At 67.6% G+C, this 25,663-nt stretch carries 25 protein-coding genes, 3 tRNA genes and 1 pseudogene; 9 read left to right on the top strand and 20 right to left on the bottom strand.

The window, feature by feature from the left end:
• Positions 1 to 134 precede the first annotated feature (134 nt).
• The 5 genes and pseudogenes from FB600_RS13010 to FB600_RS12990 form a co-directional block, all read right to left on the bottom strand.
• Positions 135 to 977, bottom strand: a complete 843-nt coding sequence (locus tag FB600_RS13010; RefSeq protein ID WP_098154390.1) for an NAD-dependent epimerase/dehydratase family protein — start codon at positions 975 to 977, stop codon at positions 135 to 137.
• A gap of 214 nt (positions 978 to 1,191) precedes the next feature.
• On the bottom strand, positions 1,192 to 1,950 hold the full coding sequence (locus tag FB600_RS13005; RefSeq protein WP_013697162.1) for a FadR/GntR family transcriptional regulator: 759 nt from the start codon (positions 1,948 to 1,950) through the stop codon (positions 1,192 to 1,194).
• A 319-nt stretch (positions 1,951 to 2,269) separates the two neighbouring features.
• Positions 2,270 to 2,737, bottom strand: a complete 468-nt coding sequence (locus tag FB600_RS13000) for a DUF2214 family protein (RefSeq protein WP_036052259.1) — start codon at positions 2,735 to 2,737, stop codon at positions 2,270 to 2,272.
• 469 nt (positions 2,738 to 3,206) lie between these two features.
• Positions 3,207 to 4,040 (bottom strand): annotated as a pseudogene (locus tag FB600_RS12995) (hypothetical protein); the annotation flags it as partial.
• 305 nt (positions 4,041 to 4,345) lie between these two features.
• Positions 4,346 to 5,410 (bottom strand): glycosyltransferase family 4 protein, encoded by a 1,065-nt coding sequence (locus tag FB600_RS12990; RefSeq protein ID WP_036030205.1) that lies wholly within the window; start codon positions 5,408 to 5,410, stop codon positions 4,346 to 4,348.
• 625 nt (positions 5,411 to 6,035) lie between these two features.
• On the opposite strand from FB600_RS12990, the gene FB600_RS12985 reads away from it, so the two are divergent.
• The gene (locus FB600_RS12985; protein ID WP_036030206.1) at positions 6,036 to 7,874 is read left to right on the top strand and encodes an ABC transporter ATP-binding protein; all 1,839 of its coding nucleotides are present in this window, start codon (positions 6,036 to 6,038) and stop codon (positions 7,872 to 7,874) included.
• Between the two features lie 94 nt (positions 7,875 to 7,968).
• Here FB600_RS12985 and otsA read toward each other — a convergent pair whose 3' ends face one another.
• Both otsA and otsB read right to left on the bottom strand, forming a co-directional pair.
• Positions 7,969 to 9,366: an alpha,alpha-trehalose-phosphate synthase (UDP-forming) gene (gene otsA, locus FB600_RS12980; RefSeq protein ID WP_013697157.1), complete on the bottom strand. Its 1,398-nt coding sequence runs from the start codon at positions 9,364 to 9,366 to the stop codon at positions 7,969 to 7,971.
• On the bottom strand, positions 9,363 to 10,115 hold the full coding sequence (otsB, locus tag FB600_RS12975) for a trehalose-phosphatase (protein WP_096749472.1): 753 nt from the start codon (positions 10,113 to 10,115) through the stop codon (positions 9,363 to 9,365). The genes otsA and otsB overlap by 4 nt, the downstream gene beginning before the upstream one ends.
• A gap of 323 nt (positions 10,116 to 10,438) precedes the next feature.
• Between otsB and FB600_RS12970 the strand changes: the two genes are divergently transcribed.
• Positions 10,439 to 11,122 (top strand): SCO family protein, encoded by a 684-nt coding sequence (locus tag FB600_RS12970; protein WP_145756936.1) that lies wholly within the window; start codon positions 10,439 to 10,441, stop codon positions 11,120 to 11,122.
• Positions 11,123 to 11,162: 40 nt separating this feature from the next.
• Positions 11,163 to 12,065, top strand: a complete 903-nt coding sequence (locus FB600_RS12965; protein ID WP_145756937.1) for a cytochrome c oxidase assembly protein — start codon at positions 11,163 to 11,165, stop codon at positions 12,063 to 12,065.
• Here the strand turns inward: FB600_RS12965 and FB600_RS12960 are convergent.
• Together FB600_RS12960 and FB600_RS12955 are read right to left on the bottom strand one after the other, a co-directional pair.
• Positions 12,062 to 12,580, bottom strand: coding sequence for a GNAT family N-acetyltransferase (locus FB600_RS12960; RefSeq protein ID WP_036030216.1), 519 nt, complete (start codon positions 12,578 to 12,580; stop codon positions 12,062 to 12,064). The genes FB600_RS12965 and FB600_RS12960 overlap by 4 nt on opposite strands.
• A 101-nt stretch (positions 12,581 to 12,681) precedes the next feature.
• A complete protein-coding gene (locus tag FB600_RS12955) occupies positions 12,682 to 13,548 on the bottom strand; it encodes a pirin family protein (protein WP_013697153.1) in 867 nt (288 codons plus the stop codon).
• 125 nt (positions 13,549 to 13,673) lie between these two features.
• Here FB600_RS12955 and FB600_RS12950 point away from each other — a divergent pair, with 125 nt between their 5' ends.
• The 6 genes from FB600_RS12950 (at position 13,674) to FB600_RS12925 (ending at position 17,385) form a co-directional block, all read left to right on the top strand.
• The gene (locus tag FB600_RS12950; RefSeq protein WP_145756938.1) at positions 13,674 to 14,579 is read left to right on the top strand and encodes a LysR family transcriptional regulator; all 906 of its coding nucleotides are present in this window, start codon (positions 13,674 to 13,676) and stop codon (positions 14,577 to 14,579) included.
• 140 nt (positions 14,580 to 14,719) lie between these two features.
• Positions 14,720 to 15,226, top strand: coding sequence for a GAF domain-containing protein (locus FB600_RS12945; RefSeq protein ID WP_096750645.1), 507 nt, complete (start codon positions 14,720 to 14,722; stop codon positions 15,224 to 15,226).
• A gap of 218 nt (positions 15,227 to 15,444) precedes the next feature.
• Positions 15,445 to 15,996, top strand: a complete 552-nt coding sequence (locus FB600_RS12940; RefSeq protein WP_085963591.1) for an RNA polymerase sigma factor — start codon at positions 15,445 to 15,447, stop codon at positions 15,994 to 15,996.
• A gap of 10 nt (positions 15,997 to 16,006) precedes the next feature.
• A complete protein-coding gene (locus FB600_RS12935) occupies positions 16,007 to 16,321 on the top strand; it encodes a hypothetical protein (RefSeq protein ID WP_013697149.1) in 315 nt (104 codons plus the stop codon).
• A 2-nt stretch (positions 16,322 to 16,323) separates the two neighbouring features.
• Positions 16,324 to 16,620, top strand: a complete 297-nt coding sequence (locus tag FB600_RS12930; RefSeq protein WP_096749475.1) for a 4Fe-4S dicluster domain-containing protein — start codon at positions 16,324 to 16,326, stop codon at positions 16,618 to 16,620.
• 45 nt (positions 16,621 to 16,665) lie between these two features.
• Positions 16,666 to 17,385 (top strand): O-methyltransferase, encoded by a 720-nt coding sequence (locus FB600_RS12925; protein WP_145756939.1) that lies wholly within the window; start codon positions 16,666 to 16,668, stop codon positions 17,383 to 17,385.
• A 24-nt stretch (positions 17,386 to 17,409) separates the two neighbouring features.
• Here the strand turns inward: FB600_RS12925 and FB600_RS12920 are convergent, their stop codons facing one another.
• From FB600_RS12920 to uvrC, 11 genes are all read right to left on the bottom strand, one after another.
• Positions 17,410 to 18,126 carry an Imm52 family immunity protein gene (locus FB600_RS12920; RefSeq protein WP_098181211.1) on the bottom strand — a complete coding sequence of 239 codons (717 nt, stop codon included), beginning with the start codon at positions 18,124 to 18,126 and terminating at the stop codon, positions 17,410 to 17,412.
• 36 nt (positions 18,127 to 18,162) lie between these two features.
• Complete coding sequence (locus FB600_RS38075; protein ID WP_315898307.1) at positions 18,163 to 18,498, bottom strand: restriction endonuclease fold toxin 5 domain-containing protein; 336 nt, start codon at positions 18,496 to 18,498, stop codon at positions 18,163 to 18,165.
• Positions 18,499 to 18,628: 130 nt separating this feature from the next.
• On the bottom strand, positions 18,629 to 19,102 hold the full coding sequence (locus tag FB600_RS12910) for a hypothetical protein (protein WP_145756941.1): 474 nt from the start codon (positions 19,100 to 19,102) through the stop codon (positions 18,629 to 18,631).
• A complete protein-coding gene (locus FB600_RS12905; RefSeq protein ID WP_096749478.1) occupies positions 19,092 to 19,589 on the bottom strand; it encodes a DUF4123 domain-containing protein in 498 nt (165 codons plus the stop codon). The genes FB600_RS12910 and FB600_RS12905 overlap by 11 nt, the downstream gene beginning before the upstream one ends.
• 6 nt (positions 19,590 to 19,595) lie before the next feature.
• Positions 19,596 to 20,027: a PAAR domain-containing protein gene (locus FB600_RS12900; protein WP_105829399.1), complete on the bottom strand. Its 432-nt coding sequence runs from the start codon at positions 20,025 to 20,027 to the stop codon at positions 19,596 to 19,598.
• A gap of 152 nt (positions 20,028 to 20,179) precedes the next feature.
• Positions 20,180 to 21,931 (bottom strand): lipid A export permease/ATP-binding protein MsbA, encoded by a 1,752-nt coding sequence (gene msbA, locus FB600_RS12895; protein WP_145756942.1) that lies wholly within the window; start codon positions 21,929 to 21,931, stop codon positions 20,180 to 20,182.
• Between the two features lie 184 nt (positions 21,932 to 22,115).
• A tRNA-Cys gene (locus tag FB600_RS12890) sits at positions 22,116 to 22,189 on the bottom strand.
• Positions 22,190 to 22,306: 117 nt separating this feature from the next.
• A tRNA-Gly gene (locus FB600_RS12885) sits at positions 22,307 to 22,382 on the bottom strand.
• A gap of 62 nt (positions 22,383 to 22,444) precedes the next feature.
• A tRNA-Gly gene (locus FB600_RS12880) sits at positions 22,445 to 22,520 on the bottom strand.
• A gap of 164 nt (positions 22,521 to 22,684) precedes the next feature.
• Positions 22,685 to 23,278 carry a CDP-diacylglycerol--glycerol-3-phosphate 3-phosphatidyltransferase gene (pgsA, locus tag FB600_RS12875; RefSeq protein WP_013697096.1) on the bottom strand — a complete coding sequence of 198 codons (594 nt, stop codon included), beginning with the start codon at positions 23,276 to 23,278 and terminating at the stop codon, positions 22,685 to 22,687.
• Between the two features lie 95 nt (positions 23,279 to 23,373).
• The gene (gene uvrC / locus FB600_RS12870; protein WP_145756954.1) at positions 23,374 to 25,557 is read right to left on the bottom strand and encodes an excinuclease ABC subunit UvrC; all 2,184 of its coding nucleotides are present in this window, start codon (positions 25,555 to 25,557) and stop codon (positions 23,374 to 23,376) included.
• Positions 25,558 to 25,663: the final 106 nt, after the last annotated feature.

The following is a 25,663-nucleotide window of genomic DNA, read 5'->3' as shown; positions in this document are numbered from 1 at the left end:
GATGCGACGCTCGCCGTCTGCCGGGTCTCTCGCGCCGCCGCGGCGATCGTGCTGCCGATCGAGCGCCGCGAACGTCGCCACGCTGCCCCGCCGGCCCATCGATGGCCGCCGGGGCGGCGGCTTTTCCGCGATCCTTACCGGGTGATCTTCGGCTCGCCCATCGGCTCGCCGACCACGAAGGCGCCGCCCTGGTAGCGCTGCGCCGGATCGTCGAGATTGCGGTCCGGGCCGCTGGCGGGGAACAGGTGCTCGAACGGCGCCGAGCTGTCCTGCGGGCGGAAGCCGAGGAATTGCGCCTTGCCGTTGTCGATCCACTTGGTGCGGTTGTCCGACACGCCGTAGACGATCGCATGGCCGACGCGGTTGGTCATCAGCGAGCAGCGCACCAGCTCGATGAAGTCGCGGAAACTCAGGAAGGTCACCAGCATGCGCGGGTTCTTCGGCACGTCGAACGAGGAGCCGATCCGCAGGCAGACTGTTTCCAGCCCGAAGCGGTCGTAGTAATAGCGCGACAGCGATTCGCCGAAGCACTTGGTGACGCCGTAGAGCGAGTCGGGGCGCATCGGCGAATCGATGTCGACCACCTCGGTGACGGGATGGAAACCGACCACGTGGTTCGAGCTGGCATACACCACGCGACGCACGCCGAACTGGTGGGCGGCGGCGTAGAGGTTGTAGACGCCGCGGATATTGGCTTCGATCAGCGCATCGAAGGGCGCGTCGACCGAGATGCCGCCGAGGTGGATGATCGCGTCGACGCCCTCGACCAGCGCGTTGACGGCCGCGCGATCGGCCAGGTCCGCCACCACCGCTTCCTCGTGCGGAGCCGCGTCGCCAAGCGGGGTGATGTCGCTGACGCGGACGATGTCGGCCCAGTCGCCGAGCGCGGCGCGCAGCTGGCGACCGAGATTGCCTGCCGCGCCGGTCAGCAGCAGGCGGCGGAACGGCTTGGCGGTCGTGGAAGTCGGCGAAGTCACGGCGGGATCCTCTCTGAAGGTCGGTGTCGATACGGTGGCAAGGCGGGCCGCGGACGCAGCCGAACGCCAGAACCGCGATCTTATACGATGACTGACGTTTTGGACACTGAGCGAGAACCCGTAGCCGGGACCGCGGCCGGCAATGGCCGCCCGCGATTCACCTCAGCAGCGGCTTGCGAGCGGCGCCGTGACGGCCAGGGCGCCGCCAGCCGGCTCACTCGTGGCCGTCGCGGCCGGCTTCCGCCGCTTCGTGCGCGCGTCGCAGGCGCTCGCGGCTGTTGGTCAGGTGGGTGCGCATCGCCGCGCGCGCCGCTTCCGGATCGCGTCGCGCGATCGCCTCGAAGATCGCCTCGTGCTCGTGGTTCAGACGTCCGACGTAGCGCTCCAGGTCGTCGCCGGCGAAGCGCGCCGAATTCACCCGCGCGCGCGGGATGATCGAGGTGCCGAGCTGGGTCATGATGTCGACGAAATAGCGGTTGCCGGTGGCTTGCGCGATCTGCAGGTGGAAGTGGAAATCGAGCTGGGCGGTGTCGCGCCCGCTCGAGGCGCTCTGCGCGATCGCGTCGAGCGCGCGGCGCAGCGCGACGAGATCGGCCTCGTTGGCGCGCTGGGCAGCCAGGCTGGCGCATTCGCTCTCCAGGCTGATGCGCAGCTCGAGCACGGCGAGCACGTCGCGCAGCGTAGTGATGGTGGCCGGGTCGATGCCGAGCGCGCGGCGGCGCTCCGGCGCCAGCACGAAGCTGCCGATGCCGTGGCGCGTCTCGATCAGGCCGCTGGCCTGCATCCGCGAGATCGCCTCGCGCACCACGGTGCGGCTCACGCCCTGGCTGGCCATCACCTCGGTCTCGGTCGGCAGCTTGTCGCCGGGCCGCAGGGTGCCGTTCTCGATCTGCGACGTCAGTGCGTCGACGACGTCTTGCGCGAGGCTGCGAGCGCGGCGACGCGGGGGCACGGGAAGCGCGGGCACGGACATGGGGCCTGTATCCTTAAAATGATGATCCGATCGTGAGCGGATGAGGTCGAATTGGCGCGGCCATTATACTGCCTCGCTAGTCGTCCGATGACTGATGTTTCCCCCAATCCTTTGTCGACGGGGATCTGGCGGGATCGCGCTGCACGCGGTCGGATGTCGAATCATCGCACTTCTGGAGCGGCCCATACAAGCCAGTCTCGGGAACGTGCCGTGCTCACTCCTGGGCTTGAACCACGGCGTGGCGGAGGCGAAAACAACGCCGCCGCGCAGCCCGAACGGAAAGCCCGTCGAAAGGATCGTCGACCTGCCCCGTCGCGGATCAGCCCGCGAACACGCCGCGCGCCATGCCGGCCGCCGCGAACACGATGACGATGATCAACGCAGCCTGCGCGTGGCAGATCCGCGAATAGCCATGGGCACGCGAAACGTCGGGCATGCCGCCGCGTGCCACCGCGCCGCGCCAGCGGATCAGCGCCAGCATCGGCCGGATCTCCAGCAGCAGGATGATCACCAGGGCCGTCATCTTCAGGTGGAACAGGGGCGCATGCAGATAGTAGGCGCTGCCCTTCTCGAAACCGCCGAAGGCGCGCATCAGGCCCGTGACGATCAGCACCAGGGCCGTCAGCCCCCAGCCCGTATCGGCCCGGAACAGCGCGCGCAGGTCGGCGACCTGCGGCGAGTCGGTCGCCGCGATGCGCTTGAAGGCACGATTGCGCGTGGCGATCGCGGCCAGGGCCAGGCCGAATGCGCTGAGATGGATCGCGGCCAGCAGCCAGTGGGTGATCATGCTCGTCTCCTCGGGGCCGGCGCGAACGCGTTCAGACGAACTGCCTGAGCGTGGCATCCAGCGCGCGGGCGGCCGCCCGATCGCCTTCGGTGGCGAGCGGCGCGCGCATCACGCTCTTGCGGTTGTGGCCGACCGCCGCCGGCGAATTCCACAGCAGCTCGACCTTGGGCCGCGAGAACGGCCGGCCGCGCGGGATATCGCCGGCCAGCGGCACGCCGGGGCGGCCATAGGCGGGCTGGGAGTTGGGCGGCGTCGCGGCAGTGTCGGCGGTAGGGGCCGAGGCGGAAACGTCGGTCGAAGCGGTATTGGTCGGAAGATCGGGCTGCGCCGAGGCGGTCTCGATGGTTGCGGCCGGCGCGGAGGTTTCGACATCGGCGGGCTTGTCGATCGGCAGCGCCTGCTCCGTCGTGGAAGAATCGATCGCGGGCGCGGCGGCGGCTTGCGGTGCGATAGCGCCCGGCTCCAGCGGCAGGGCAGTCGAAACCGTGGCCTGGGCTGCCGTTGCGGGCGGCGCGGCGGATTCCGCCCGTGCCCCGCCCTCGCTCATCGGCGACTCGGCCGGAAGCACCGCCTCGGCTGCCATCGCCGAATCAGCCACCGGCACGGCGGTACTGACCACCGCACCACGATCGCTTGCCCCCGCCGGCATGCCCGGCACGAATGGCTCGGCCGCGCCCGCCGGGGCCGGCACGAAGGCCGCCGCCGCCGGCAGCATCGTGCCGCGCGGCCAGCGCACCGCCAGCTCGCGCGCGTCGTACTGGCCGACCTTGCGGCTCTCCATCCAGACCACCACGGTGCGCGTCAGCACGTCGATCGAGATCGCGTAGCGGCCGATGGCGAAACGGCGCGCGGCGATATTGGTACGCCACAGCGGCTGCGGCCGGCAGATCCAGACCACCGCCGCATACAGCAGCGGGGCCGCGACCAGCCAGCCGTTGCTGGCCACCACGGCATGCATGCCGCGCCGCCAGCCGGCGAACCAGATGAAGGCGCCGACCGACCAGGCGGCGAACAGGAAACCGAGCAGGGCGAACAGGCGCAAGGCCTGGCGCAGCCATTGCGGCAGCGGATGGGCGGGCCGCTCGGCGCGCGCGACGGCGCCGGGCAGGGTCAGCAGCAGGAACAGGAATACCAGGTTGACGCAGGCCCAGGGCGAGGATGCCATGGTCGAGACCGTCGACCAGTCCATCTGGGCCATCGCGTGCAGCCAGCGAACGAGCAGCACGAGACCGATCGCGCGCAACGCGAAGATGACGCCGGCACCGGGGGCCGGACTTGCGCGCGTGGTTTTCGTTCTCGCCAAAACAACTCTCCTGTCGATCTGCCTGCGGGTGCCGGATTTTACGGCACGGCCATTATAGGGGCATGACCTGCCCGCTCACGCGGAAACCCCGCGGCTCGACGGCGTTTCGCCGGGTCGCGCGGCGCGGATACAACACCGCCCGCACCAGTGCGGGCGGGGTGCCCCGCTCGGCGCCGGCGTGGCACGAAGGCAGGCACCGGGCGAGCCTGGCGCCCGCTCCCGCCGCCGTGCGCGGGCCGCCCAAAAACACGACGCCCCGCAGGGCAAACCCTGCGGGGCGTCGAGACCGGCGTCGAAAAGCGCGCTTAGTTGGCGTTGACTTCGCGCAGCACCGTGCGACGGCTCTGGCGCAGCAGCTCTTCGTAGACCTTGATGTAGTTGGCGGCCATCACCTTCGACGAGAAGCGCGACTCGAACGCGCCGCGAACCTTCTCGCGCGGCAGCGTGTCCAGTCGCTTGACGGCGGCCACCGCCGAGATCTCGTCCTCGACCACGAAGCCCGACACGCCGTTGTCGATCACTTCCGGCACCGAACCGCGATTGAATGCGATCACCGGCGTGCCGCAGGCCATCGCCTCGATCATCACCAGGCCGAAGGGCTCCGGCCAGTCGATCGGGAACAGCAGCGCGTGCGCGTTGCCGAGGAACTCGGCCTTCTGCGATTCGTTGATCTCGCCGATGTACTCGACGTGCGGCAGCGCGAACAGCGGCTTGATCTTCTCTTCGTAATAGGCGCGGTCGGCCTTGTCCAGCTTGGCCGCGATCTTGATCGGCAGGCCGGCTTGCTCGGCGATGCGGATGGCCGTGTCGACGCGCTTTTCCGGCGAGATGCGACCCAGGAAGGCCAGGTAGCTCGGCTTGGCGTCCTTCGGCGGCGTCAGCAGGTTTTCCGGCAGGCCGTGATAGACGGTCGGCTGCCAGTTCGCCTGCGGCAGCGGGATGCGCTGGTTGTCCGAGATCGACACCACCGGCACGGTGTTGAAGGTATTGAAGATCGGCTGCAGTTCCGGCAGGTCCAGGCGGCCGTGCATGGTCGTGACATGCGGCACCGGCTGGCGCGAGAACAGCGAGAACGGGTAGTAGTCGATGTGGAAATGCAGCACGTCGAACTCGTCGGCGCGGCGGCGCACTTCTTCCAGCAGCAGCATGTGGGGCGCCATCACGTCGCGGATGGTCGGATCCAGGCGCAGCGCCTGCGGCCAGAAGGCTTCGAGCTTCGCCGAGGTCTGCGAATCGCCGCTCGCGAACAGCGTCACGTCATGGCCCATCTCGACCAGTGCCTCGGTCAGGTAGGACACCACGCGTTCGGTGCCGCCGTAGAGCTTGGGGGGAACCGCCTCGTGCAACGGAGCGATTTGAGCGATTCGCATCTGGGAAACTCCTAAAAAATCAGACTAAGTGGGCCGTAAGCCCTGCCGTCCGGCGAGCCGGACATGGTTCAAAAAGTGGGAAGACCCACCACCGGCTCGCGGCATCGAGGCACCATCGGCTGACGGCGCACTTGCATTCAACGGATCTCGACGTACTGCGTTGACAGCGTCCCGTAAAAATTCCTGCGTGATCCGGAACCGCTGCCGGCCCGCCCTGTAAAAATGACTCAGGGTTAGCCCGAGGCGCATTATCGGACCGAAAGCTGGGTCCGGCGCGGAACATTTCAAAGAATTTACCTTGTTACAAAGGCGCAACATTTTGCAACCCTTGGATTTTCAAGGCGGAATTAGAGTAGGACCATCACGGGCGGCGCTGCGGCACCATTAGGGTCGGCGTCGCCTTTCGTTTTGCCGACTGGCCGACGTCCGCGCAAGCCGCGCGGAAAGAGTGCGAGCCGCCGGATTTTATCCCAAAATGCAGCGCGGACTGCAGATCGGATGCGATCCGGTGCGGCACAAACGTCGGGCTTGTTTACAATGCCGGCTTTCGTCCGCATCGCGGACCATCGCGGCGCGCGACGCACCCACGCCCCGCTCAACCTCCGTTCGACCACACGCACACATTTTGGAAGCTCTCACACCTGCCCAGCGCAACGCCCACAACGCGAAGCTCTCGAGCTATGCGAGCCGTCCCCTTGCGTTTCTGTTCCGTTATATCCGCAAGCATCCCGTCGCCCACCTGATCGTGCTGGCCAGCGTGCTGGCCGCGGTCGGCTGCGCGCTCGGCTCGCAATACGCGATCAAGCACCTGATCGACGTGCTGGCCGGCGGCCGCCATCATCCGGGCCCGCTGTGGGGCGCGTTCGCGCTGCTGGTCGGCCTGATCGCGGCCGACAACCTGCTCTGGCGCGTCGGCGGCTGGTTCGCCGCGCATACCTTCGTGGCGGTCACCGGCGACCTGCGCCGCGACCTGTTCCAGTACCTGAGCGGCCACTCGCCCACCTACTACGCGGAGAAACAGCCGGGCACGCTCGCCAGCCGCATCACCGCCACCTCGAACGCGGTCTACACGTCCGAGAACACCATGGCCTGGAACGTGCTGCCGCCGTGCATCGCGGTGATGGGCGCGATCGTGATGATCATCGTGGTCAACCCGCTGATGGCGCTGGGCCTGTTCACCGCCTCGGCGATCCTGGCCGTGGTGCTGTTCAAGCTGGCCGGACGCGGCTCGGCACGCCACCACACGTTCGCCACCAAGGCCGCGGCGGTGGACGGCGAGCTGGTCGACGTGATCGGCAACATGGCCCTGGTGCGCGCCTTCGGCATGACGCTGCGCGAGCAGAAGCGCTTCGGCCAGACCGTCAAGGCCGAGATGGACGCGCGCCAGCAGAGCCTGCTCTACCTGGAGAAGCTGCGCCTGCTGCACGCGGTGATCACCGCCATGCTGTCGGCCGGCCTGCTGGGCTGGGCGCTGCTGCTCTGGGACCAGGGCAAGGCCACTTCCGGCGACATCGTGCTGGTCAGCTCGCTCGGCTTCACCATCCTGCACGGCACGCGCGACCTGGCGGTGGCACTGGTGGACGTGACCCAGCACATCGCGCGTCTGGCCGAGGCGGTGCAGACCATCCTCGAGCCGCACGGCATGCCGGACCGCTCGGATGCCGTCGAGCTGAAGTCGCGCGGCGGGCGTGTCGAATTCGACCGCGTCACCTTCGCCTACCCGCATCGCCGCCCGATCCTCGACCACTTCGACCTGCGCATCGAGGCCGGCCAGCGGGTCGGCCTGATCGGCAAGTCGGGCGCCGGCAAGTCGACCGTGCTGGCGCTGCTGCAGCGCTTCTACGACGTGCAGGACGGCGCGATCAAGATCGACGGCCAGGACATCGCCGCGATCACCCAGGACAGCCTGCGCCAGCAGATCGCCCTGGTGCCGCAGGACATCTCGCTGCTGCACCGCTCGATCTACGAGAACATCGCCTACGGCCGCCCCGAGGCGAGCCGCGAGCAGGTGCTGGCCGCGGCGCGCGACGCGCGCTGCAGCGAGTTCATCGAGGCCATGCCGGATGGTTACGACACCGTGGTCGGCGACCGCGGCGTGAAGCTCTCGGGCGGCCAGCGCCAACGCATCGCGATCGCGCGCGCGATCCTCAAGGACGCGCCGATCCTGCTGCTCGACGAAGCCACCTCGGCGCTCGACAGCGCCTCCGAGGAAGCGATCCAGGCCGCGCTCGACCGGTTGATGGTGGGCCGCACCGTGATCGCCATCGCGCACCGGCTCTCGACGCTGCGCAACTTCGACCGGATCATCGCGATGAGCACCGGCAAGGTGATCGACGACGGCTCGCCCGAGGAACTGCGCAACCGCCCGGGCCTCTATCGCGACCTGCTCGCCAAGCAGCACGGCCGCGACCTGATCGACGACGACGGCGACGACGAATCGCGCAGCGACGAGCGCGTGGCCTGAGCGGCCCTGCCCCTCGCCCCCAAAGAAAAACCGCCGGCTGGACCGGCGGTTTTTTCATGTCTGCCCGAGGCTCGCGGCAACGCGGGCCGATGTTTCAGTGCGCGCCGCCGCCCGCCTGCTGGAGATCGCGCAGGAAGTTGTCGCGCCACACCGAGACATTGTTCTCGCGCAGTTGCGCGATCATGTCCTCGTAGCGCGCGCGCCGCTCGGCCACCGGCATCGACAGCGCGCGGGCCAGCGCCTCGGCCATCCCGTCGATGTCCATCGGATTGACGATCAGCGCGCCGGTCAGCTCGCGCGCGGCGCCGGCGAAGCGCGACAGCACCAGCACGCCCGGATCCTCGGGATCCTGCGCCGACACGTATTCCTTGGCGACCAGGTTCATGCCGTCGCGCAGCGGCGTGACGAACCCGACCCGCGCGAGCCGGTACAGCGCGGCCAGCAGCGGACGCTCGTATTGCCGATGGATGTAGAGGATCGGCGCCCAGTCGAGTTCGGCGTAGCGGCCGTTGATGCGCCCCGACTCGCCCTCGAGCTGCAGGCGGATGTCCTGGTAGGCGCGCAGGTCGGCGCGCGTGGACGGCGCGATCTGCAGGAACGACACGCGGTTGCGATAGGCAGCCTCGTGTTCGAGCAGCTTCTCGAAGGCCCGGAAGCGCTCGACCAGCCCCTTCGAATAATCGAGCCGGTCGACGCTCATCACCAGTTGGCGGCCATGCAGCGAGGTGGCCAGCGTGCGCACCGCGCGGCCGTTGGCGCCGGCCTGCGCGAGCGAGGCGATCTCGTCGGGATAGATGCCGATCGGATAGGCATGCGCGCGCAGCCGGCGGCCGAAGGCCTCGATGGTGGCCGGGCCGCCGCCCTCGCGCCGCGCCGTGCCGCCCGCCTCGGCGTCGATGTAGTCGCAGAAGGCGCGCAGGTCGGGATCGGTCTGGAAGCCGAGCAGGTCGTAGGAACACAGCGCCTCGACCAGCTCGCGGTGCGGCGGCACGTTGACCAGCACCTGCGCGGCGGGAAACGGGATGTGCAGGAAGAAGCCGATGCGGTTCTTCACGCCGGCCGCGCGCAGGGCCTGCGCGAACGGGATCAGGTGGTAGTCGTGGACCCAGATCACGTCGTCGTCGCGCAGCAGCGGCACCAGTTGCTGCGCGAGCCAGACGTTGACGCGCGCGTAACCCTCGAATTCGTGGCGGTCGTACTGGATCAGGTCGGTGCGGTAGTGGAAGGCCGGCCACAGCGTGGCGTTCGAGAAGCCGCGGTAATACTGGTCGTAGTCGCGGCGCGCCAGGCCGATGGTGGCAAAGGTGACGGGCCCGCGCTCCTCGACGCGGATCTGCGGCGCACCCGAGGCCACCACCTCCCCGCTCCAGCCGAACCACATGCCGCCGGTTTCCTTCAGCGCGTCGTAGACGCCGATCGCGAGACCACCCGCCGCCGGTTCGCCCTCGGAAATCGGCGCGACCCGATTCGATACGATGATCAGTCGGCTCATGCCTGCGCGCGCCCCGCCGCGATCCATTGCGCGATCCGCGCGCGCATCGCCTCGACCGAATCGAGGCGCGTCTTCGCCGAGGTATCGCCGGCGCCGATCTTGATCGACAGCCCGCCCGCCGCGTCGACCACCGCGAACCCCTTCTCGTCGGTCAGGTCGTCGCCGGCGAACACCGGGCGGCGCCCCGCGAAGGGCGGCTCGCCGAGGAAGGCGGTGATCGCGCGCCCCTTGTCGACGCCCTTGGGCTTGATCTCGAACACCATCTTGCCGGGCTGCAGCACATAGGCATCGGGATACTCGGCCACCAGCCGCTCGGCCGCCTCGCGCGCCACGCCCTCGCGTTCGGGCGCATTGCGGAAATGCAGCGCGACGGCCGCGCCCTTGATCTCGAGCAGGGTGCCGGGATTGCGCTCGACCACCGCGGCCAGTTCGCGCTCGATGCGCAGCAGGCGTTCGTCGTTGAAGCCGACGCGCATCGTGTCGCCGTTGGCGTCGCGCCGTTCCGCGCCGTGCAGGCCCGCCACCGGCAGGTCGGCCAGGCCGAGGAAGCTGTCGATGCTGTCGATGCCGCGTCCCGAGACGATCGCCACCGCGCCGCGCGCGAGCGCGCGCAGCTCACCGAGCATGGCGGGCAGCGAATCGGGGACGTGGATGCCGTCGGGGGTGGGCGCGAGATCGACCAGCGTGCCGTCGAAGTCGAAGAAAAAGGCGGTGTCGGTCAGGGAGAGGGAAGCCGGGACAGGTTGCATCGGTTCTCTGATGAGGGTGGCGGCTGGCGGCAATCTTGCCGAAAGAATGTGCGCATCTTACCGCGCCCGCGCGGCCGAGCGCAAAAGGCGCCGGCCGGCTGCGCGTGCGTGGATAAAGGTTCGCATGGATGCGGACGATGCGGCCGGCATGGTTTTGTCGGCCAATCGCAAGCCCGCCGCGCGCGCGGCTATCGCCGGCATGCGGCGGTGCACATCCCTCGTATGAGGAATTGCGCTACAGTCGGCGCGTTCAGGTGCGGCCGCGGGATTGCCGGATCCGCCGCCGCGACACCGGATCGAACGCCATGCCGACGAGCCGATCGATGCCCTTCCCGCTCTCCTTCCCCTTGCCCGCCGCCGCGCGCCGCGCCTGGCCCCGGCCGCGCCTCACCGCGCCGCCAAGGCCGCTCGGCCGCCTGGCGAACCTGCTGGCCGCCGGCGCGGCCGTCCTCGCGCTGGCCGGCTGCGCGCCGCGTGGCGGTCCCTACACGCTGACCGACGTGAGCGGCCACCTGCCCGACCTGGCCTTCTCGCTGACCGGCGAGGACGGCCGGCCGATCGACGCCGCGGCGTTCCGCGGGCGCCTCGTGCTGGTCTATTTCGGCTACACGCATTGCCCCGACGTCTGCCCCGAGACCATGGCACGGCTGATGCAGGTGCTGGCCCGGCTCGGCCCCGAGGCCAGCCGGGTGCGCATCCTGTTCGTCTCGGTCGACCCGGCCCGCGATACGCCGACGCTGATGCGCGCCTATGTCAGCGCCTTCGATGCCGAGCACGCGATTGGCCTGACCGGCAGCCAGGGCGAGATCGAATCGCTGGCCAAGCGCTATCGCGTCGCCTACCAGATGGAGCAGCGCGATGCGAGCGGCGGCTACGAGGTCACCCACAGTTCGGCCGTCTATGTGTTCGACGCCGGCGGCCATGCCCGGCTGCTCGCCACCGAGCAGGACCGGCCCGAGGCGATCGCGGCCGACCTGCGCCGGCTGATCGAGGCCGGGCCCGCCTGAGCCCGCCGCCGCGCCCCCCTTCATTCGCCGATATCCGACCATGAACCCGCTCTACTGGCTCGATCCCTGGGAACCCTCGCCGACCGTGGTGATCGCGATCCTGGCCGCCGCCGTGCTGTTCCTGCGCGGTGCCCGCAAGGCGCGCGTCACGCCGCTGCGGCGCCTGTCGTTCTGGTTCGGGCTCGGCGCGCTCTACGTGGCGCTGCATACGCGGCTCGACTACTACTTCGAGCACGAATTCTTCATGCATCGCGCCCAGCACCTGGTGCTGCATCACCTGGGGCCCTTCTTCATCGCGCTGTCCTATCCCGGCGCGGCGCTACGCGCCGGCATCCCGTTCGCCTGGCGGCGGCGCTGGCTGCGCCCCCTGCTCGCCGCCGCGCCGACGCGCCTGGCGCTGCGCGTGCTGTTCCACCCGGTGGTGGCGGTGCTGCTGTTCGTCGGGCTGATCTATTTCTGGCTGCTCTCGCCGATCCACTTCGTCGCGATGCTCGACTGGCGGCTCTATCGCGTCATGAACTGGAGCATGGTGATCGACGGGCTGCTGTTCTGGTGGCTGGTGCTCGACCCGCGCCCCGCGCCGCCGGCGCGTCTCGCGCCGGGGCGCCGGATCCTGGTCGCGATCGCCGCGATCCCGCCGCAGATCCTGCTCGGCGCGCTGATCTTCTTCGCCTCGCACGAGCTCTATCCGATCTACTCGATCTGCGGGCGCGCCTTCACCTGGCTGAGCCCGATGCGCGACCAGCAGATCGGCGGGCTGCTGCTGTGGATTCCCGGTTCAATGATGAGCGTGATCGGCGCGCTGGTCGCGTTGCGTCACTGGATGCGGCTGTCGGCGCGCGGCCGACTGCGCGAGCGGGAACGGCCCGGGCCGCGGCGCGCGGCCTCGCCGGCCGATGTCGCGGCGCGCCAGGCCGCGCGGGGGGAAGGTGCGGGGAATTAAGCCGAGCGCATCCAGATGTGCGGGATGCCGTCGTCGTCGTGGACCTCGGAGCTCGGCGAGAAGCCGAAGGCACCGTAGTACTTCTGCAGGTGCGCCTGCGCATGCAGGCTGATCGGCGTACCCGGCCACTGGGCGCGGATCCGTTCGAGCGCCTGGGCCAGCAGCGCGTTGCCCAGGCCGATGCCGCGAAACGGCGCGGTGGTCAGCACGCGGCCGATGCGGATATCGGGCGAGCCGGCATCGGGCAGCAGCACGCGCAGATATCCGGCGAGCCGGCCATCGGCGTGATGCGCGCCGAGATGCCAGGCAGCCTGGTCGGCATCGTCGATGTCCTTGTAGATGCATTGCTGCTCGACCACGAACACGGCGCAGCGCGCCTCCAGGATCGCGTAGAGATCGCGCGCGGACAGCGCCTCGAAGGCGCGCCAGCGCCAGTCGAGTTCGGCGAGGGAAACCGGCGAGGACGCCGCAGAGGTGGAGGCAGAACCGGAGGCGGTGGAAGGCGTGACAGACATGCGGCGGGCCCGAATCAAACGCGCGCCCGGGCGGGCGCGCTCAATCCGGACATTATGCCCGCCGCGCGGCTGCCTGGGCAGGCCGCGCGGCGGGACCGGGCTCAGGCGGGCATGCCGCCGAAACGGCCGCTGTTGAAGTCGTCCACGGCCTGGCGGATCTCGTCCTCGCTGTTCATCACGAACGGGCCATAACCGACCACCGGCTCGTCGATCGGCTCGCCGCTGAGCACCAGCAGGGTGGCGTCGTTGTTCGCCTCGATCTCGACGCCGCTGCCCTCGCGCGCCAGGTGCACGACCTGCGCCTCGCGCGCCACCTCCTTGCCGTTCACCAGCACCGTGCCGTGCAGCACCGCCAGGGCCAGCGTGCGGCCTTCGGCGATCTCGAAGCGCGCCTGGCCGCCCGCCGCGAGGCGCACGTCCCACACGTCGATCGGCGTGAAGGTGCGCGCCGGGCCGCGATGGCCGTCGAACTCGCCCGCGATCACGCGCACCCGGCCGGCGCCATCCGGCAGCGGCACCGAGGGAATCTCGGCATCGCGCAGCGTCTGGTAGCCGGGCTCGGCGAGCTTGTCCTTGGCGGGCAGGTTCACCCACAGCTGGACCATCTCCAGCGCGCCGCCGCGCCGCGCGAACGCATCCGAGTGGAATTCCTCGTGCAGGATCCCGCTCGCGGCCGTCATCCACTGCACGTCGCCGGGGCCGATATGGCCGCCCGCGCCGGTCGAGTCGCGATGGTCGACCTCGCCGTCGTAGACGATCGTCACGGTCTCGAAGCCGCGATGCGGATGCTGGCCCACCCCGCGCCGCTGCGTGGTCGGCTCGAAACGGGCCGGACCGGCATAGTCGAGCAGCAAGAAGGGGCTCAGGTGCGAGCCGGTGCTGTGATAGCTGAACAGCGAGCGGACCGGGAAGCCGTCCCCGACCCAGTGGGAACGCGGTGCGCTGTAGGTGCCGACGATCTGCTTCATCTCGATTCTCCTGATCTGCTTGCCCGAACCGAAACGTCCGGGGCGACAGGAAGTAGCATAGTTGCGCAACGATAACGGCGGTAGTGTGTGAAAATTACACTCAGCGTTCTATCTGGTGAACGATAATGCGGGATCTGAACGACCTTTATTTCTTCGTGCAGGTGGTGGACCACGGCGGTTTCGCGCCGGCCGGGCGCGCCCTGAACCTGCCGAAATCGCGCCTGAGCCGGCGCGTCGCCGAGCTCGAGGAGCGGCTCGGGATGCGGTTGATCCAGCGCTCGACGCGCCGCTTCGCGCTGACCGAGATCGGCGCCACCTATTACGCGCACTGCCGCGCGATGCTGGTGGAGGCCGACGCGGCCGACGAGGCGGTCGCGCTGCTGCATGCCGAGCCGCGCGGGATCGTGCGCGTGACCTGCCCGATCGCCTTGCTCGACGCCGAGGTCGGCCAGATGCTGGCGGCCTTCATGGCGCAATGCCCGCATGTCGAGATCCACCTGGAGGAAACCAACCGGCGCGTGGACGTGGTCGGCGAAGGCGTCGACGTGGCGCTGCGCGTCAGGCCGCCGCCGCTCGAGGACAGCGACCTGGTGCTGCGACCGCTGGCCGAGCGCGGCCAGTGCCTGGTCGCGAGCCCCTCGCTGCTGGCCGGCCACGCGGCGCCGCGCGTGCCGGCCGACCTGGCCGCGCTGTCGAGCCTCGCGCTCGGCGCGCCGCAGGACGACCATGTCTGGAACCTGCGCGGCCCGGCGGGTGCCAAGGCGGTGATCCCGCATCGGCCGCGCCTGGTCACGCGCGGCATGTTCGCGCTGCGCGCGGCCGCGATCGCGGGGGTCGGCGTGGTGCAGTTGCCGACCATGATGGTCCGGGAGGCGATCGAGCGCGGCGCATTGCAGGTGGTGCTGGCCGACTGGGCGCCGCGCCGCGAGGTCGTGCATGCCGTGTATGCCTCGCGCCGGGGGCTGATGCCGGCGGTCCGCGCCCTGCTCGATTTTCTCGCGGCGCGCTTCGCCGAGCGAGAGGACGATTGAGGCTCGCGCCGCCCGGCCATGGCCGTTCCGGCCATTGAGACCGTTCGGACGACCGGATCGAGCACCGCGCGCCGATTTCTTTTAGACTGCCGGGACTCCTCGCGGCCCGCGCCGCTTCTTCGATTCCAGTGCAAGCGATCATGTTCGAATTCTCCACCTCTCCGGCCGCCACCAAATCCGAGCTTTACGAGACGCTGGTCGCGCAAGCGCGCTCGCTGATCGAATCGGAAACCGACCTGGTCGCCAACGCGGCGAATTTCTCCTCGCTCGTCTATCACTCGCTCGAAGCCCTGAACTGGGCCGGGTTCTACCTGTTCGACGGCACCGAGCTGGTGGTCGGCCCGTTCCAGGGCAAGCCGGCCTGCGTGCGGATTCCGCTCGGCAAGGGCGTGTGCGGCACGGCCGCCCGGACGCGCGAGACCCAGGTGGTGCGCGACGTGCACGAATTCCCGGGCCATATCGCCTGCGATTCGGCCTCGCAATCGGAAATCGTGGTGCCGCTGGTGGCGGACGACGGCGCGCTGATCGGCGTGTGGGACGTCGACAGCCCCGAACTCGCGCGCTTCGACGACGAGGACCGGCGCGGCATGGAAGCGCTCTGCCGCGTGTTCGTCGAGTTGGCCTGGGCGCGACGCGCGACACGCTGAATCGAGGGCCGGTTCGCCGGCCCTGGCTCCCTGCCGCCCCGAACAGCCCCGTCCACGACGGGGCTGTTTCGTTTCCGCCTTCCCTTCCCCGGCGCGATTTCCTCATATCAGAATGCCGCCCCGCTCGATCGACGCGACCGTTTTTCGTTGACGCGCCACAATATCCGCCCGCGCCGTTCGTCTTCAGGCGCATGGACTCGCCAACGAACCCGGACCCGATGACCGACCGAGACCGCGACATGAGCGCGACGATCTCGCGCGAACGCACCAAGCTCGGAAATTTCATCCGGCGCCGGGTGCGCGACCCGAGCGACGCCGAGGACATCCTGCAGGATGTCTTCCACGACTTCGTGCAGGCCTACCGGCTGCCCGCGCCGATCGAGCAGGCCAGCGCCTGGCTGTTCCGCGCCGCGCGCAACCGCATCATCGACCGCTTCCGCAAGAAGAAGGAACAGCCGCTGGCCGAGCTCGTCGACCAGGGCGAGGACGGCGACGACTATCGGCTCGACCTCGCCCTGCCCGCCCACGACGCCGGCCCGGAAGCGCTGTATGCGCGCGGCGTGGTGCTCAAGGCCCTGCAGCAAGCGCTCGACGAATTGCCGGCCAACCAGCGCGAGGTGTTCATCGCGCACGAACTCGAAGGACTCAGCTTCAAGGCCATGGCCGCCGACAGCGGCGTGGCCGTCAACACCTTGCTGGCGCGCAAGCGCTACGCGGTCCTGCATCTGCGCGCGCGGCTGCAGGCCACCTATGACGAACTCGATATCTAGGAGTGGAAGGATGAATTGTCGAATCAGATGGATTGCCAAGGCGGTGTTCGCGCTGGTGGCGATCGTCGTGCTCGGCTGGGCCGTGATGATGTTGTGGAACTGGGTGATGCCGGCGCTGTTCGTCGGCGCGCGCAGCATCGACCTTGCACATGCGCTCGGCCTGCTGGTGCTGAGCCGCATCCTGTTCGGCGGCTTTCGCGGCCATGGCGGCTGGCATCGCCGGCGCCACTGGCGCAAATGGGAAGCCATGACCCCCGAGGAACGCGAGCGCTTCCGCTCGGCCTGGCATGCGCGCCGCAGCCCGCGCGCGAACGAGGGAGAGTGAGCATGCGCGATACCTCGAAGGTCGTCTGCAAACAGGAGCCGGGCGTGATCGTGCCGGTGGTCGACCTGCGCCGCTGCGAGGGCAAGGGCGATTGCCTGGATGTCTGCCCCGAGGACGTGTTCGAGATCCGGCGCATCGACGAGGCCGATTATCGCGGGCTCGGCATGCTGAATCGCTTCAAGCTGCGCGTGCACGGCATGAAGGTGGCCTATACGCCCAATGCCGATGCCTGCCGCGCCTGCGGACGCTGCGTGGAGGCCTGCCCGGAACACGCGATCAAGCTGGCCCGGGCGCGCTGAGCGCCGGCTGCCCGGCGGCGTGCTATTTCGATACGAGGGATGGAGATGACGACATCGAGCCATGTGCTGCTGCAACGCCTGCACGAACAGAATCGCGCCGAGTTGATCGGCCGTGCCCGCGCCCGGTTTCTCGGCGACAGCGCCACGTTCCTGGATCTCGTCAGCCAGTACGAGGCGCTGGCGCCGCGGCTGAAGGGGCAGTTCCTCAGCGATCACGGTTTGTCGGGCGAGGACGACAGCGAGCGCTCGCGTGGCACCAGCCTGTCGCTGGCGATTTCCGCCGAACTGGGCAGCCTGCTGCGGAATCTGGTGCTCTCGCACCGGCCGATGCGGATCCTCGAGCTCGGCAGTTCCTACGGCGTGTCGACGCTGTATTTCGCCGATGCGCTGCGCACGCTCGGGCGCGGCACCGTGATCGCGACCGAGCGCGACGCGATGAAGTGCGCGCGCCTGCGCGATCATCTCGCGGCGGCCGAGGTCGAGCGATATGTCGAGTTGCGGGAGGGCGACGCGTTCGAGACCCTTGAACAGCTCGACGGCCCGTTCGACATCGTGTTCATCGACGTCTGGGCCGATCTCTATCTGCGCCTGTTCCAGCGCATCGAACCGCTGCTGCGGCCCGGCTCGATCGTGCTGGCCGACAATATGTACACGGCCGGCGAGGCGGTGCAGCCGTTCAAGCGCTATCTCGATGCGCATCCGCGCATCTCGAGCACCACGCTCGATTTCGAGTCGGGGCTGGAGTTCGCGGTGGTAACGGGGTGATGCGGCGCGGAGAAGGTGCCCGGGTTAAATGTCGATGAAGCGTGGCAGCAGATCCATGGAAATGAGCCGCACCTCGATATCGTGCGCCGCCACCAGGTGCGCTTCGTTGTCGATCGAGAACGGCTCGTCCTCGATGCTGACGATGATCGTGCCAAGGCGTCGCCCGCCATCGGCCGAGACGACCGGGATCAGTTCCCGTGCCTCCGGAATCTGTTGCGCGGTCAGTTCGACGGGGAGGTACAGCATCCAGCCCACGCCGGGACGATCGTCAAACGCCTGTTGTGCTTCGTAGTCGTCGGGCGCCGCAGTAATCGCCACCGCTGCAAACTCCTGCGCGCTCCGAGCCACGATGCTCGCGACGATGTTTTTTCGATCGAGAAATGCGCCCCGGGCATCGACCGAAACGGTGTCGGGGAAGGTGCCGCCGCACGCCATGATCTCGATCGACGCACCAAGGCCCTCGCGCCTGCCGTCCAACCATATTCCGATACTCGACACATCTTTTCCACGATACTCATCCTCCAGCTCCGCAAGCCTCGTCCGGTTGACGCCAGAGTCAACCGCGTAGACGGCACGTGCCTGGGCCTCTTCGAGCGTGTAACCCTTCATGCGCCAGTTAGGGCGTGCAAGCAATGGCTCGGCCATGGACATCACATCGATGATCGCCCCGATCCGGACGAATATCCCTGAGAAATCCGTCGGAGCGATTCCTCCACTCTTGATGATGCAATCAATTTTCATGGCGGCATGATCACGGAAAGTATTCGGATTCGATTCTCAAAAACGTAGGTGCCGAGCCATCTTTTTATACGTCAACCGCCCCTGGAAATAGTATCGAAGTCGAGTCGGCGGATTGTCGTTCACCACCTTTGAGCGGTTGATAGCCGACTCGATCATCGGCGCCCATCCCTGGAAGAAGTCCTGCGCCCGGGGAATCGACCCGTCCAGGAATTGATCATAGTTCCCCTTCGCCTCCTGCAGCAGGCACTCCCCCGGCCTGAAACCATCGTAGTCGTTCCCCAGCCACTTCCACTCGTCGCTCCAGCGGCAGGCTTCCGTGTCGAAGGCGAAGCCGGTCACTCGTGCCTGATATTCATAGGCCGGCCAATTCACACCGTGATTATTTCGGACCTTCGTGCCGCTCGTCGCGGGTGGACACGGTTTGCAGGATTCCCGAGAGTCGACGACCGTCCTAGACGCGGCTTGTGCATCGTCCTTCGTTCGCACCGTACTCCCCCCGATACTAGCCACGCCTGCCGCCACCGAACCGCCCAACAAGGCGCCGCCAATAGCCGACAAGACCGGGCCGGCCTCCACCGCTGCCGCTGCCAGCAAGGGGATCAGTGGAAGCGCCATGCGGGACTCCTTTCAGACTATCCGGATGTTTGGATCGCCAGGTGATTTCCTGGACGTAGACGTGGAAGCGCTCGTCGGCGCTTCGACCTGGCTTGGACAGCCAGGCCCGCGTTGCAGGTTTGTCGTAAAAGCCATCACGTGAATACGCCTCGATCACCAGAAACCGGACGAGATGTTCGCTGTCTTGAATGCCGAGTGTCCGGGCTGCTCGATACGCATGCCGAAGACGGCTATCGAGATCGATGTCCCGCTCCAAGGCAGGATCGTCCCTGGTCAGGTCTCGACGCACGCCATCGACGAAGTTGCGGGCTTCGCCTTCGGCCAGTGCCGATAGATGTGCCGGCGTGAGCTCAAGCGGCATGAGGATGCGCCCTGGACAACTTCCCGTCGATCTCGATCAACCAGTCGAACGTCGGGGAGAAGAACATCGTCCCTTCGCTCGAACCGAGCGCCGGCGCGAGATATCGCATGACGCGGGCGTCGTAGTAGCGGAGCATGGCGTGTCTGCCGTCAGGCAAGGTCGCGTCCAGGCGCTGGCGAAGCTCCGATGCAAGCTGTCGCACCTGATATGCGCTGACGATCCAGCTGACGCCATATTCGCTCCGCGCGAGCCTTGCCAACGCGGCTTGCGTATCGCTGTCGATCCGTTCGCAGTCGAACATCCACGGGCCGGCATCCGCAAGTGATGCATCAGGCGTTGCATCGAGCAAGGCCATGGTCGATTCCCCGGTGCGATTCGGGAATGCGCCTGACACTTCGGAATACAGCAGGCCGTCGGCGAGCCCGAAAAGACGTACCGGCAAACGCGCGCGCGCTCGCCATGCCTCGAAAACGATCCGAATGCTCACGGTCGATCACTGCCGCACGATCATCGACGCGGCACACCTGGCGGCGACAAGCATGCAGGAGAGGCAGATACCGCTGGAAGGCTGGGCAAGCTCGGGATCGAGCGCCCGTTGAAGGCCCGGTGAAGTGAAACCCATGCGGCGCAGTTGGTTCGACTCGAACGATTGAAACATCGAGCATTGCGACGCGACCATCGTCGGGCGCGGATCACATCCGCATGCGACCTCATCGCCTTCCAGCGCTGCCTGGCGGCCCATCAAGTCATCCGCCCAGCGCGGCCCCGCGGCGACGATGATGCCGGTCTGGCGGCACGCCGGGCAGCTGACCCCGGCGCCCACATAGGTCAGTTCGATACCGTCGCAAGTCATGGACGCAATGCCGTCGACAACCCTCCCGCCGCTGGTCGAACAATCGCCCACCCGAAGATAGTTTCGCTTCATTTGCTGGCCCCTCGGTTGCTGAGGATCCGATTAATAACCGAGGAAGAATGGAGCGTCGAGCGACACAAGGTTACGGGTGCCCGTTGTGGAGACGTGGCCGATTGCCCCTCTCGAAAAAGACCAGCGCGATCGGGCCGCGCGAATCAGGCGCGTCATCCCGACGCGGACGCTTCCTGCTGGTACTGGGTCCGATGGAGCCGCGCATAACGGCCCCCGGCCTGCAACAACACCGCATGACTGCCCTGCTCGACGATGCGCCCAGCTTCGAGCACCAGGATCCGGTCGGCACGTTCGATGGTCGAGAGCCGATGCGCGATCACGATCGTCGCGCGCCCTGCCATCAAGCGCTCGAGCGCGTCCTGCACAAGGCGCTCCGACTCGGAATCGAGCGCCGATGTGGCCTCGTCGAGAATCAGCACCGCCGCATCCTTGTAGATGGCCCGGGCAATCGCGAGGCGCTGTCGCTGGCCACCCGACAGGCGCATGCCGTCGCCGCCGATCATCGCGTCGAGTCCGTCTGGCATGGCCGCCACCGTGTCGGCCAGATTGGCGGCACGCAGCGCCGCCCAGACCCTCTCGGGATCGGGCGTGCTGCCATAGGCGACATTGGCCGCGATGCTGTCGTTGAACAGCACCACGTCCTGGCTCACCATCGCGATCTGGCCACGCAGATCGTGCATGTCCAGCTCCGTGATCGGCACGCCGTCGAGCAGTATCGCGCCGCCGGTCGGATCGAAGAAGCGCGGCAGCAGGTTGGCCAGCGTCGTCTTGCCGCCGCCGGAAGGTCCAACCAGCGCCACCATGTCGCCAGGCCGGATCGTGAAGGAGATGCGCTCCAGCGTCGGCCGCGCCGCGCCTTCGTAGGCGAACGACACCTCGCGATACTCGATCTCGCCACGCGCCTTCTCGATCCGGCGGCCGCCCTGGATCGCCTCGGGAGGTTCGTCGATCAGCCGGAAGATCAGTTCGGCCGCGGTCATCCCGCGTTGCAGCGGCTGGTTGACCGACATGAGCTGCTTGAGCGGCGAGATCGCCAGCAGGGTCGCCAGGATGTAGGTCATGAAATCGTTGCCGTTGCCGTGCCCGTGCAAGGCCTGGTAGATCGAGATGGCGATCACCACGGCGATCGCGATCGACGCCAGCAGTTGCGTCAGCGACTGGGCCAGGCCGCCCGAGGCGATGCCGCGGATCGCATACCCCTTGAGACGGCGGCTCATGGCCATGAAGCGATCGATTTCATACTGCTCGCCGCCATGGATCTTGACCACCTTGTAGCCGGACACGATCTCCTCGACGACGTAGGACAAGTCGTTCGTCATCGCCTGCTGTTCGCGGTTCAGGCGGCGCATGCGCCGGTTGATCTGGCCGGCCAGCCAGCCAATGCCGGGCAGCACCACCGCGATCACCAGCGTCAGGCGCCAGTTGAGATAGAACAGGTAGGCGAGGTAGCCGATCACGGTCAGCGCGCCCTGGACCGAGGTGACGAGCGCGCTGGTCACGATCAGCAGCACCTGGTTGGCTTCGGACACCACGGCATTGATGATCGTGCTGGCGGTCTCCCGCTGGAAGAACGGCGCGCCAGCGCGCACCACTCGCTCGATCATGGCCTCGCGAATCCGGATCACCACGTTGTTCGATACATAGCCGAGCAGGTAGCTGGAGGAGAACTGCGCGACCCCGCGCAGGCAGGCCAGCCCAAGGAAGGTAAGCGAAATGCTCCACCAGGCGGATTGCGGTGCGTGCGGGCTGAATCCCTCGTCGAGCAAGCGCCGCAGGAAAGCGGGCACATAGGCCTCGGTCGCCGCCACCAGGGCCGTGGCGAGGAAGCCAAGTCCGGTGATCCCCGCTACCGGACGCACATAAGGCCATAACCGTTGAAACGCGTTTCTTGCCGAGAGACTCATGATGACCTTGTCGATGCCGCGCAATCCGCGCCTGCCAGGCGGCATCGCGCGACGGGGCGTGCCCCTGCCGTGAACGGGCGCGTATTTTAGTACGGCGACTCGCGCGTCAAGGCGCCGGCTACAGGGCTGCAAGGGAGAAACAAGGACGGAAAAACGAAAAGCCCCGCGAAAGCGGGGCTTTTTCTGGAGGCGCGAGCCGGAGTCGAACCGGCCTACACGGCTTTGCAGGCCGCTGCATAACCGCTTTGCTATCGCGCCATAAGCGGACTGACGACCGTCGCGATACCGATGCAACGACCGCAGATTTTTATCTGGCGAACCCGGCAAGCCGGAAAATTCGCCAAACAAAAAGGGAAGCCTGGCTTCCCCTTGTTTTGGAGCGGGAGACGAGTCTCGAACTCGCGACCTCAACCTTGGCAAGGTTGCGCTCTACCAACTGAGCTACTCCCGCATGTCCTGCAAAATCCAGCCCTTGCCGAACCACTACTGCTTCAACAAAACGCTGCTTGAATCTGGAGCGGGAGACGAGTCTCGAACTCGCGACCTCAACCTTGGCAAGGTTGCGCTCTACCAACTGAGCTACTCCCGCGTTTTGCTTCCTGCTGCCATCGCCACATTACTTGCTGGCATCTCCGCGCTTCTGCTTCGTTAGCTGCTGCGTTCGTTTCAGTGCAGCGGAGAAATGAGATTATGTAGAAGCTGTTTCAGTGTGTCAAGCGTTTTTCGCACCCTTTTTCTCGACACCTGCAAATCTCACATCGCACCGCCTCGCTCGCGGATCTGCGGCCAGGCCAGCTTCATGTAGTACAGCATCGACCAGATCGTCAGCACCGTCGCAAGGTAGATGAGCCAGAGCCCCCACACGCGGGTGTCGATCGCGATACCGCCCCCAATCGGCAGCGCGCCATAGTACAGCAACATCGGGATCGCGACCATCTGGCAGGCGGTCTTGAACTTGCCGAGCGAATTCACCGCCACGCTCTTCGAGGCGCCGATCTGCGCCATCCATTCGCGCAGCGCCGAAATCGCGATCTCGCGACCGATGATCACCAGGGCAATCGCCGCGTCGATGCGCGCGAGCTGCACCAGGATCAGCAGCGCGGCCGTCACCATCAGCTTGTCCGCCACCGGGTCGAGGAAGGCGCCGAACGCCGAGGTCTGGTTCCACTTGCGCGCCAGGAAGCCGTCGAACCAATCGGTCAGCGCGGCCAGCACGAATACCAGCGCGGCCGCGAGGTTGCGGTGCTCGACGCTCATCATCACGTCCGGCAGGTAGAACAGGCCGACGACGAGCGGAATCAGCACGATTCGCACCCAAGTCAGGAAAATCGGGAAATTGAACGGCATGACGGGCTGGACGTGTAAAGGATGTGCAATTGTGCCGCGCCGCCCGGCCTGCCACAAGCCGAGCGGAATCCGCGGCCCGAAGGCCCCGCGCCGCCTCAGTGCAACTGGCGGTAGATCTGCTCGGCCAGCGCGTGCGAGATGCCCTCCACGCTGGCCAGCTCCTCCACGCTCGCGGCCACCACGCCGCGCAAGCCGCCGAAGCGCGCCAGCAGGCGCTGGCGCCGCTTCGCGCCAACCCCTTCGAGCTCCTCCAGCCGCGAGGTCTGGCGCGTCTTGGCACGCTTGGCGCGCATCCCGGTGATGGCGAAGCGATGTGCCTCGTCGCGAATCTGCGCGACCAGCATCAGGGCCGCGCTTTCCTTGCCGAGCTCGAGCGTGGGGCGGCCGTCGACGAACACCAGCGTCTCCAGGCCGACCTTGCGCCCCTCGCCCTTGGCCACGCCCACCAGCATCGACACGTCGAGCCCGAGTTCGGTGAACACCTGGCGCGCCACCTCCACCTGCCCCTTGCCGCCGTCGATCAACACGATGTTCGGCAGCAGCGCGGCGGTGGCGCTGGCGCGCGTCGCGTCGCCGTCGATGCCGGCGGCCGCATCGGCGGCTGCCGTCTCTGCCGCCTGCTCGACCATCTTCTCGTAGCGGCGCGTGAGCACCTGGCGCATCGCCGCGTAGTCGTCGCCGGGCGTGATGCCGGTGATGTTGTAGCGGCGATACTCGCCCGACTGCATCTTGTGGTGATGGAACACCACGCAGGAAGCCTGCGTCGCCTCGCCCATGGTGTGGCTGATATCGAAACACTCGATGCGCAACTGGGCCAGGTCCTCGGCCTCGAAACCGAGCACCTCGGCCAGCGCGCGCGTGCGCGCCTGCTGCGAACCCTGCTCGGACAACAGCCGCGCCAGCGCGAGCCGCGCATTCTGCTCGGCCATCGACAGCCAGGCGCGCTTCTGGCCTTGCGGCTGGCGCAGCACCGCCACCTTGTGCCCGGCCTGCTCGACCAGCAGGTCGATCAGCTCGCGATTGGCCGGCGCGTGGCTGACCACCAGCACGGGCGGCACGCGATTGCCGAGATAGTGCTGGGCGATGAAGGCCTCGAGCACCTCGGTCTCGATCGAGATGCCGGCCGAATCGGCTTCCGTTTCCGCTCCCGTTGCTTCGGCTGCCTCGGTCAATTCATCGGCCGGAACAGCGGCATCGTCATCGGCCGCCAAGGGCGCCGGCACCTCGACGGACGGCGCCGCGCCCGCCGCATCGGCTTCGGGCGCGGCCGCTTGCGCATCGACATCGCCGGGCAGGGTGCCGACCGCCGCCGCCAGATCCTCGACGATCGCCGCCTCCTCGCCGCCGGGCTCGCCGGCGCCTTCCGCCACCTCGTCGCGCCCCGCCGCCAGCGCGATCGCGCTGTCGGCATGCGCCGGGAAATAGGCCTTGTCGCCGAGATGCCGGCCGCCGCGCACCATCGCCAGGTTCACGCAGACACGCCCGCCATGCGCCACCACGGCCAGGATGTCGACGTCGCTCTCGCTGCCGACCTCGATGGCCTGCTGGTGCAGCACGGTCGACAGCGAGCTCATCTGGTTGCGCACCGCCGCGGCCTGCTCGAACTTCAGCTCGGCCGCGAAGGCGTGCATCTTCTGCTCGAGCTCCTTCATCACTTCGTTCTGCCGACCGAGCAGGAAGCGCGAGGCGTTCGAGACGTCGCGCGCGTAATCCTCCGCCTCGATCGCGCCGACGCAGGGCGCCGTGCAGCGGCCGATCTGGTGCAACAGGCAGGGCCGCGTGCGATTGTTGAACACCGAATCCTCGCAGGTGCGCAACTGGAACACGCGCTGCAGGATCTGGATACTCTCGCGCACCGCCCAGGCGCTCGGGAACGGCCCGAAATACTGGTTCTTGCGATCGACGGCACCGCGGTAATAGGCCATGCGCGGAAACGCATGGCCGGTCAGCTTCAGGTAGGGATAGGACTTGTCGTCGCGAAACAGGATGTTGTAGCGCGGCGCCAGGGCCTTGATGAGGTTGTTCTCGAGCAGCAGCGCCTCGGCTTCCGAGCGCGTCACGGTGGTCTCGATCTTGCGGATGCGCGTGACCATCATCGCGATGCGCGGCGACAACTGGGTCTTGTTGAAGTAGCTCGAGACGCGCTTCTTCAGGTTGCGCGCCTTGCCGACGTAGAGCACCGCGCCACCGGCGTCGTAGTAGCGATAGACGCCTGGCAGGTGCGGCAATTGCGCGAGGATCGGCTTCGGCTCGAACGGCACATCGGCCGGGGCGGGCACGGGCGGCGATTCGGACTGGCTGGGCGAGGAGGACGGGTCGGACTGATCGGGGGCTGTCATGCGTGATCCGGGCGCCGTGGCGCGCGAACAGGTCATTTAGAATCGC

The organism is Burkholderia sp. SJZ089 (assembly GCF_007828315.1).
Lineage (GTDB): Bacteria > Pseudomonadota > Gammaproteobacteria > Burkholderiales > Burkholderiaceae > Burkholderia > Burkholderia gladioli.
The sequence above is the reverse complement of the archived record's forward strand: the minus strand, read 5'-3'. Positions and strand labels throughout refer to the sequence as shown.

Bases quoted from the DNA above. Each gene is read 5' to 3' on its own strand.
- msbA (WP_145756942.1), bottom strand. From the start codon at position 21,931: ATGAGTCTCTCGGCAAGAAACGCGTTTCAACGGTTATGGCCTTATGTG.
- FB600_RS12960 (WP_036030216.1), bottom strand. From the start codon at position 12,580: ATGTCTGTCACGCCTTCCACCGCCTCCGGTTCTGCCTCCACCTCTGCG.
- FB600_RS12910 (WP_145756941.1), bottom strand. From the start codon at position 19,102: ATGCCGCTTGAGCTCACGCCGGCACATCTATCGGCACTGGCCGAAGGC.
- FB600_RS12945 (WP_096750645.1), top strand. From the start codon at position 14,720: ATGTTCGAATTCTCCACCTCTCCGGCCGCCACCAAATCCGAGCTTTAC.
- FB600_RS12990 (WP_036030205.1), bottom strand. From the start codon at position 5,410: ATGCGAATCGCTCAAATCGCTCCGTTGCACGAGGCGGTTCCCCCCAAG.
- pgsA (WP_013697096.1), bottom strand. From the start codon at position 23,278: ATGCCGTTCAATTTCCCGATTTTCCTGACTTGGGTGCGAATCGTGCTG.
- FB600_RS12925 (WP_145756939.1), top strand. From the start codon at position 16,666: ATGACGACATCGAGCCATGTGCTGCTGCAACGCCTGCACGAACAGAAT.
- FB600_RS12955 (WP_013697153.1), bottom strand. From the start codon at position 13,548: ATGAAGCAGATCGTCGGCACCTACAGCGCACCGCGTTCCCACTGGGTC.
- otsB (WP_096749472.1), bottom strand. From the start codon at position 10,115: ATGCAACCTGTCCCGGCTTCCCTCTCCCTGACCGACACCGCCTTTTTC.
- FB600_RS13000 (WP_036052259.1), bottom strand. From the start codon at position 2,737: ATGATCACCCACTGGCTGCTGGCCGCGATCCATCTCAGCGCATTCGGC.
- FB600_RS12970 (WP_145756936.1), top strand. From the start codon at position 10,439: ATGCCCTTCCCGCTCTCCTTCCCCTTGCCCGCCGCCGCGCGCCGCGCC.
- otsA (WP_013697157.1), bottom strand. From the start codon at position 9,366: ATGAGCCGACTGATCATCGTATCGAATCGGGTCGCGCCGATTTCCGAG.
- FB600_RS12950 (WP_145756938.1), top strand. From the start codon at position 13,674: ATGCGGGATCTGAACGACCTTTATTTCTTCGTGCAGGTGGTGGACCAC.
- FB600_RS13005 (WP_013697162.1), bottom strand. From the start codon at position 1,950: ATGTCCGTGCCCGCGCTTCCCGTGCCCCCGCGTCGCCGCGCTCGCAGC.
- FB600_RS12900 (WP_105829399.1), bottom strand. From the start codon at position 20,027: ATGAAGCGAAACTATCTTCGGGTGGGCGATTGTTCGACCAGCGGCGGG.
- FB600_RS12935 (WP_013697149.1), top strand. From the start codon at position 16,007: ATGAATTGTCGAATCAGATGGATTGCCAAGGCGGTGTTCGCGCTGGTG.
- FB600_RS12930 (WP_096749475.1), top strand. From the start codon at position 16,324: ATGCGCGATACCTCGAAGGTCGTCTGCAAACAGGAGCCGGGCGTGATC.
- FB600_RS12965 (WP_145756937.1), top strand. From the start codon at position 11,163: ATGAACCCGCTCTACTGGCTCGATCCCTGGGAACCCTCGCCGACCGTG.
- FB600_RS12940 (WP_085963591.1), top strand. From the start codon at position 15,445: ATGACCGACCGAGACCGCGACATGAGCGCGACGATCTCGCGCGAACGC.
- FB600_RS12920 (WP_098181211.1), bottom strand. From the start codon at position 18,126: ATGAAAATTGATTGCATCATCAAGAGTGGAGGAATCGCTCCGACGGAT.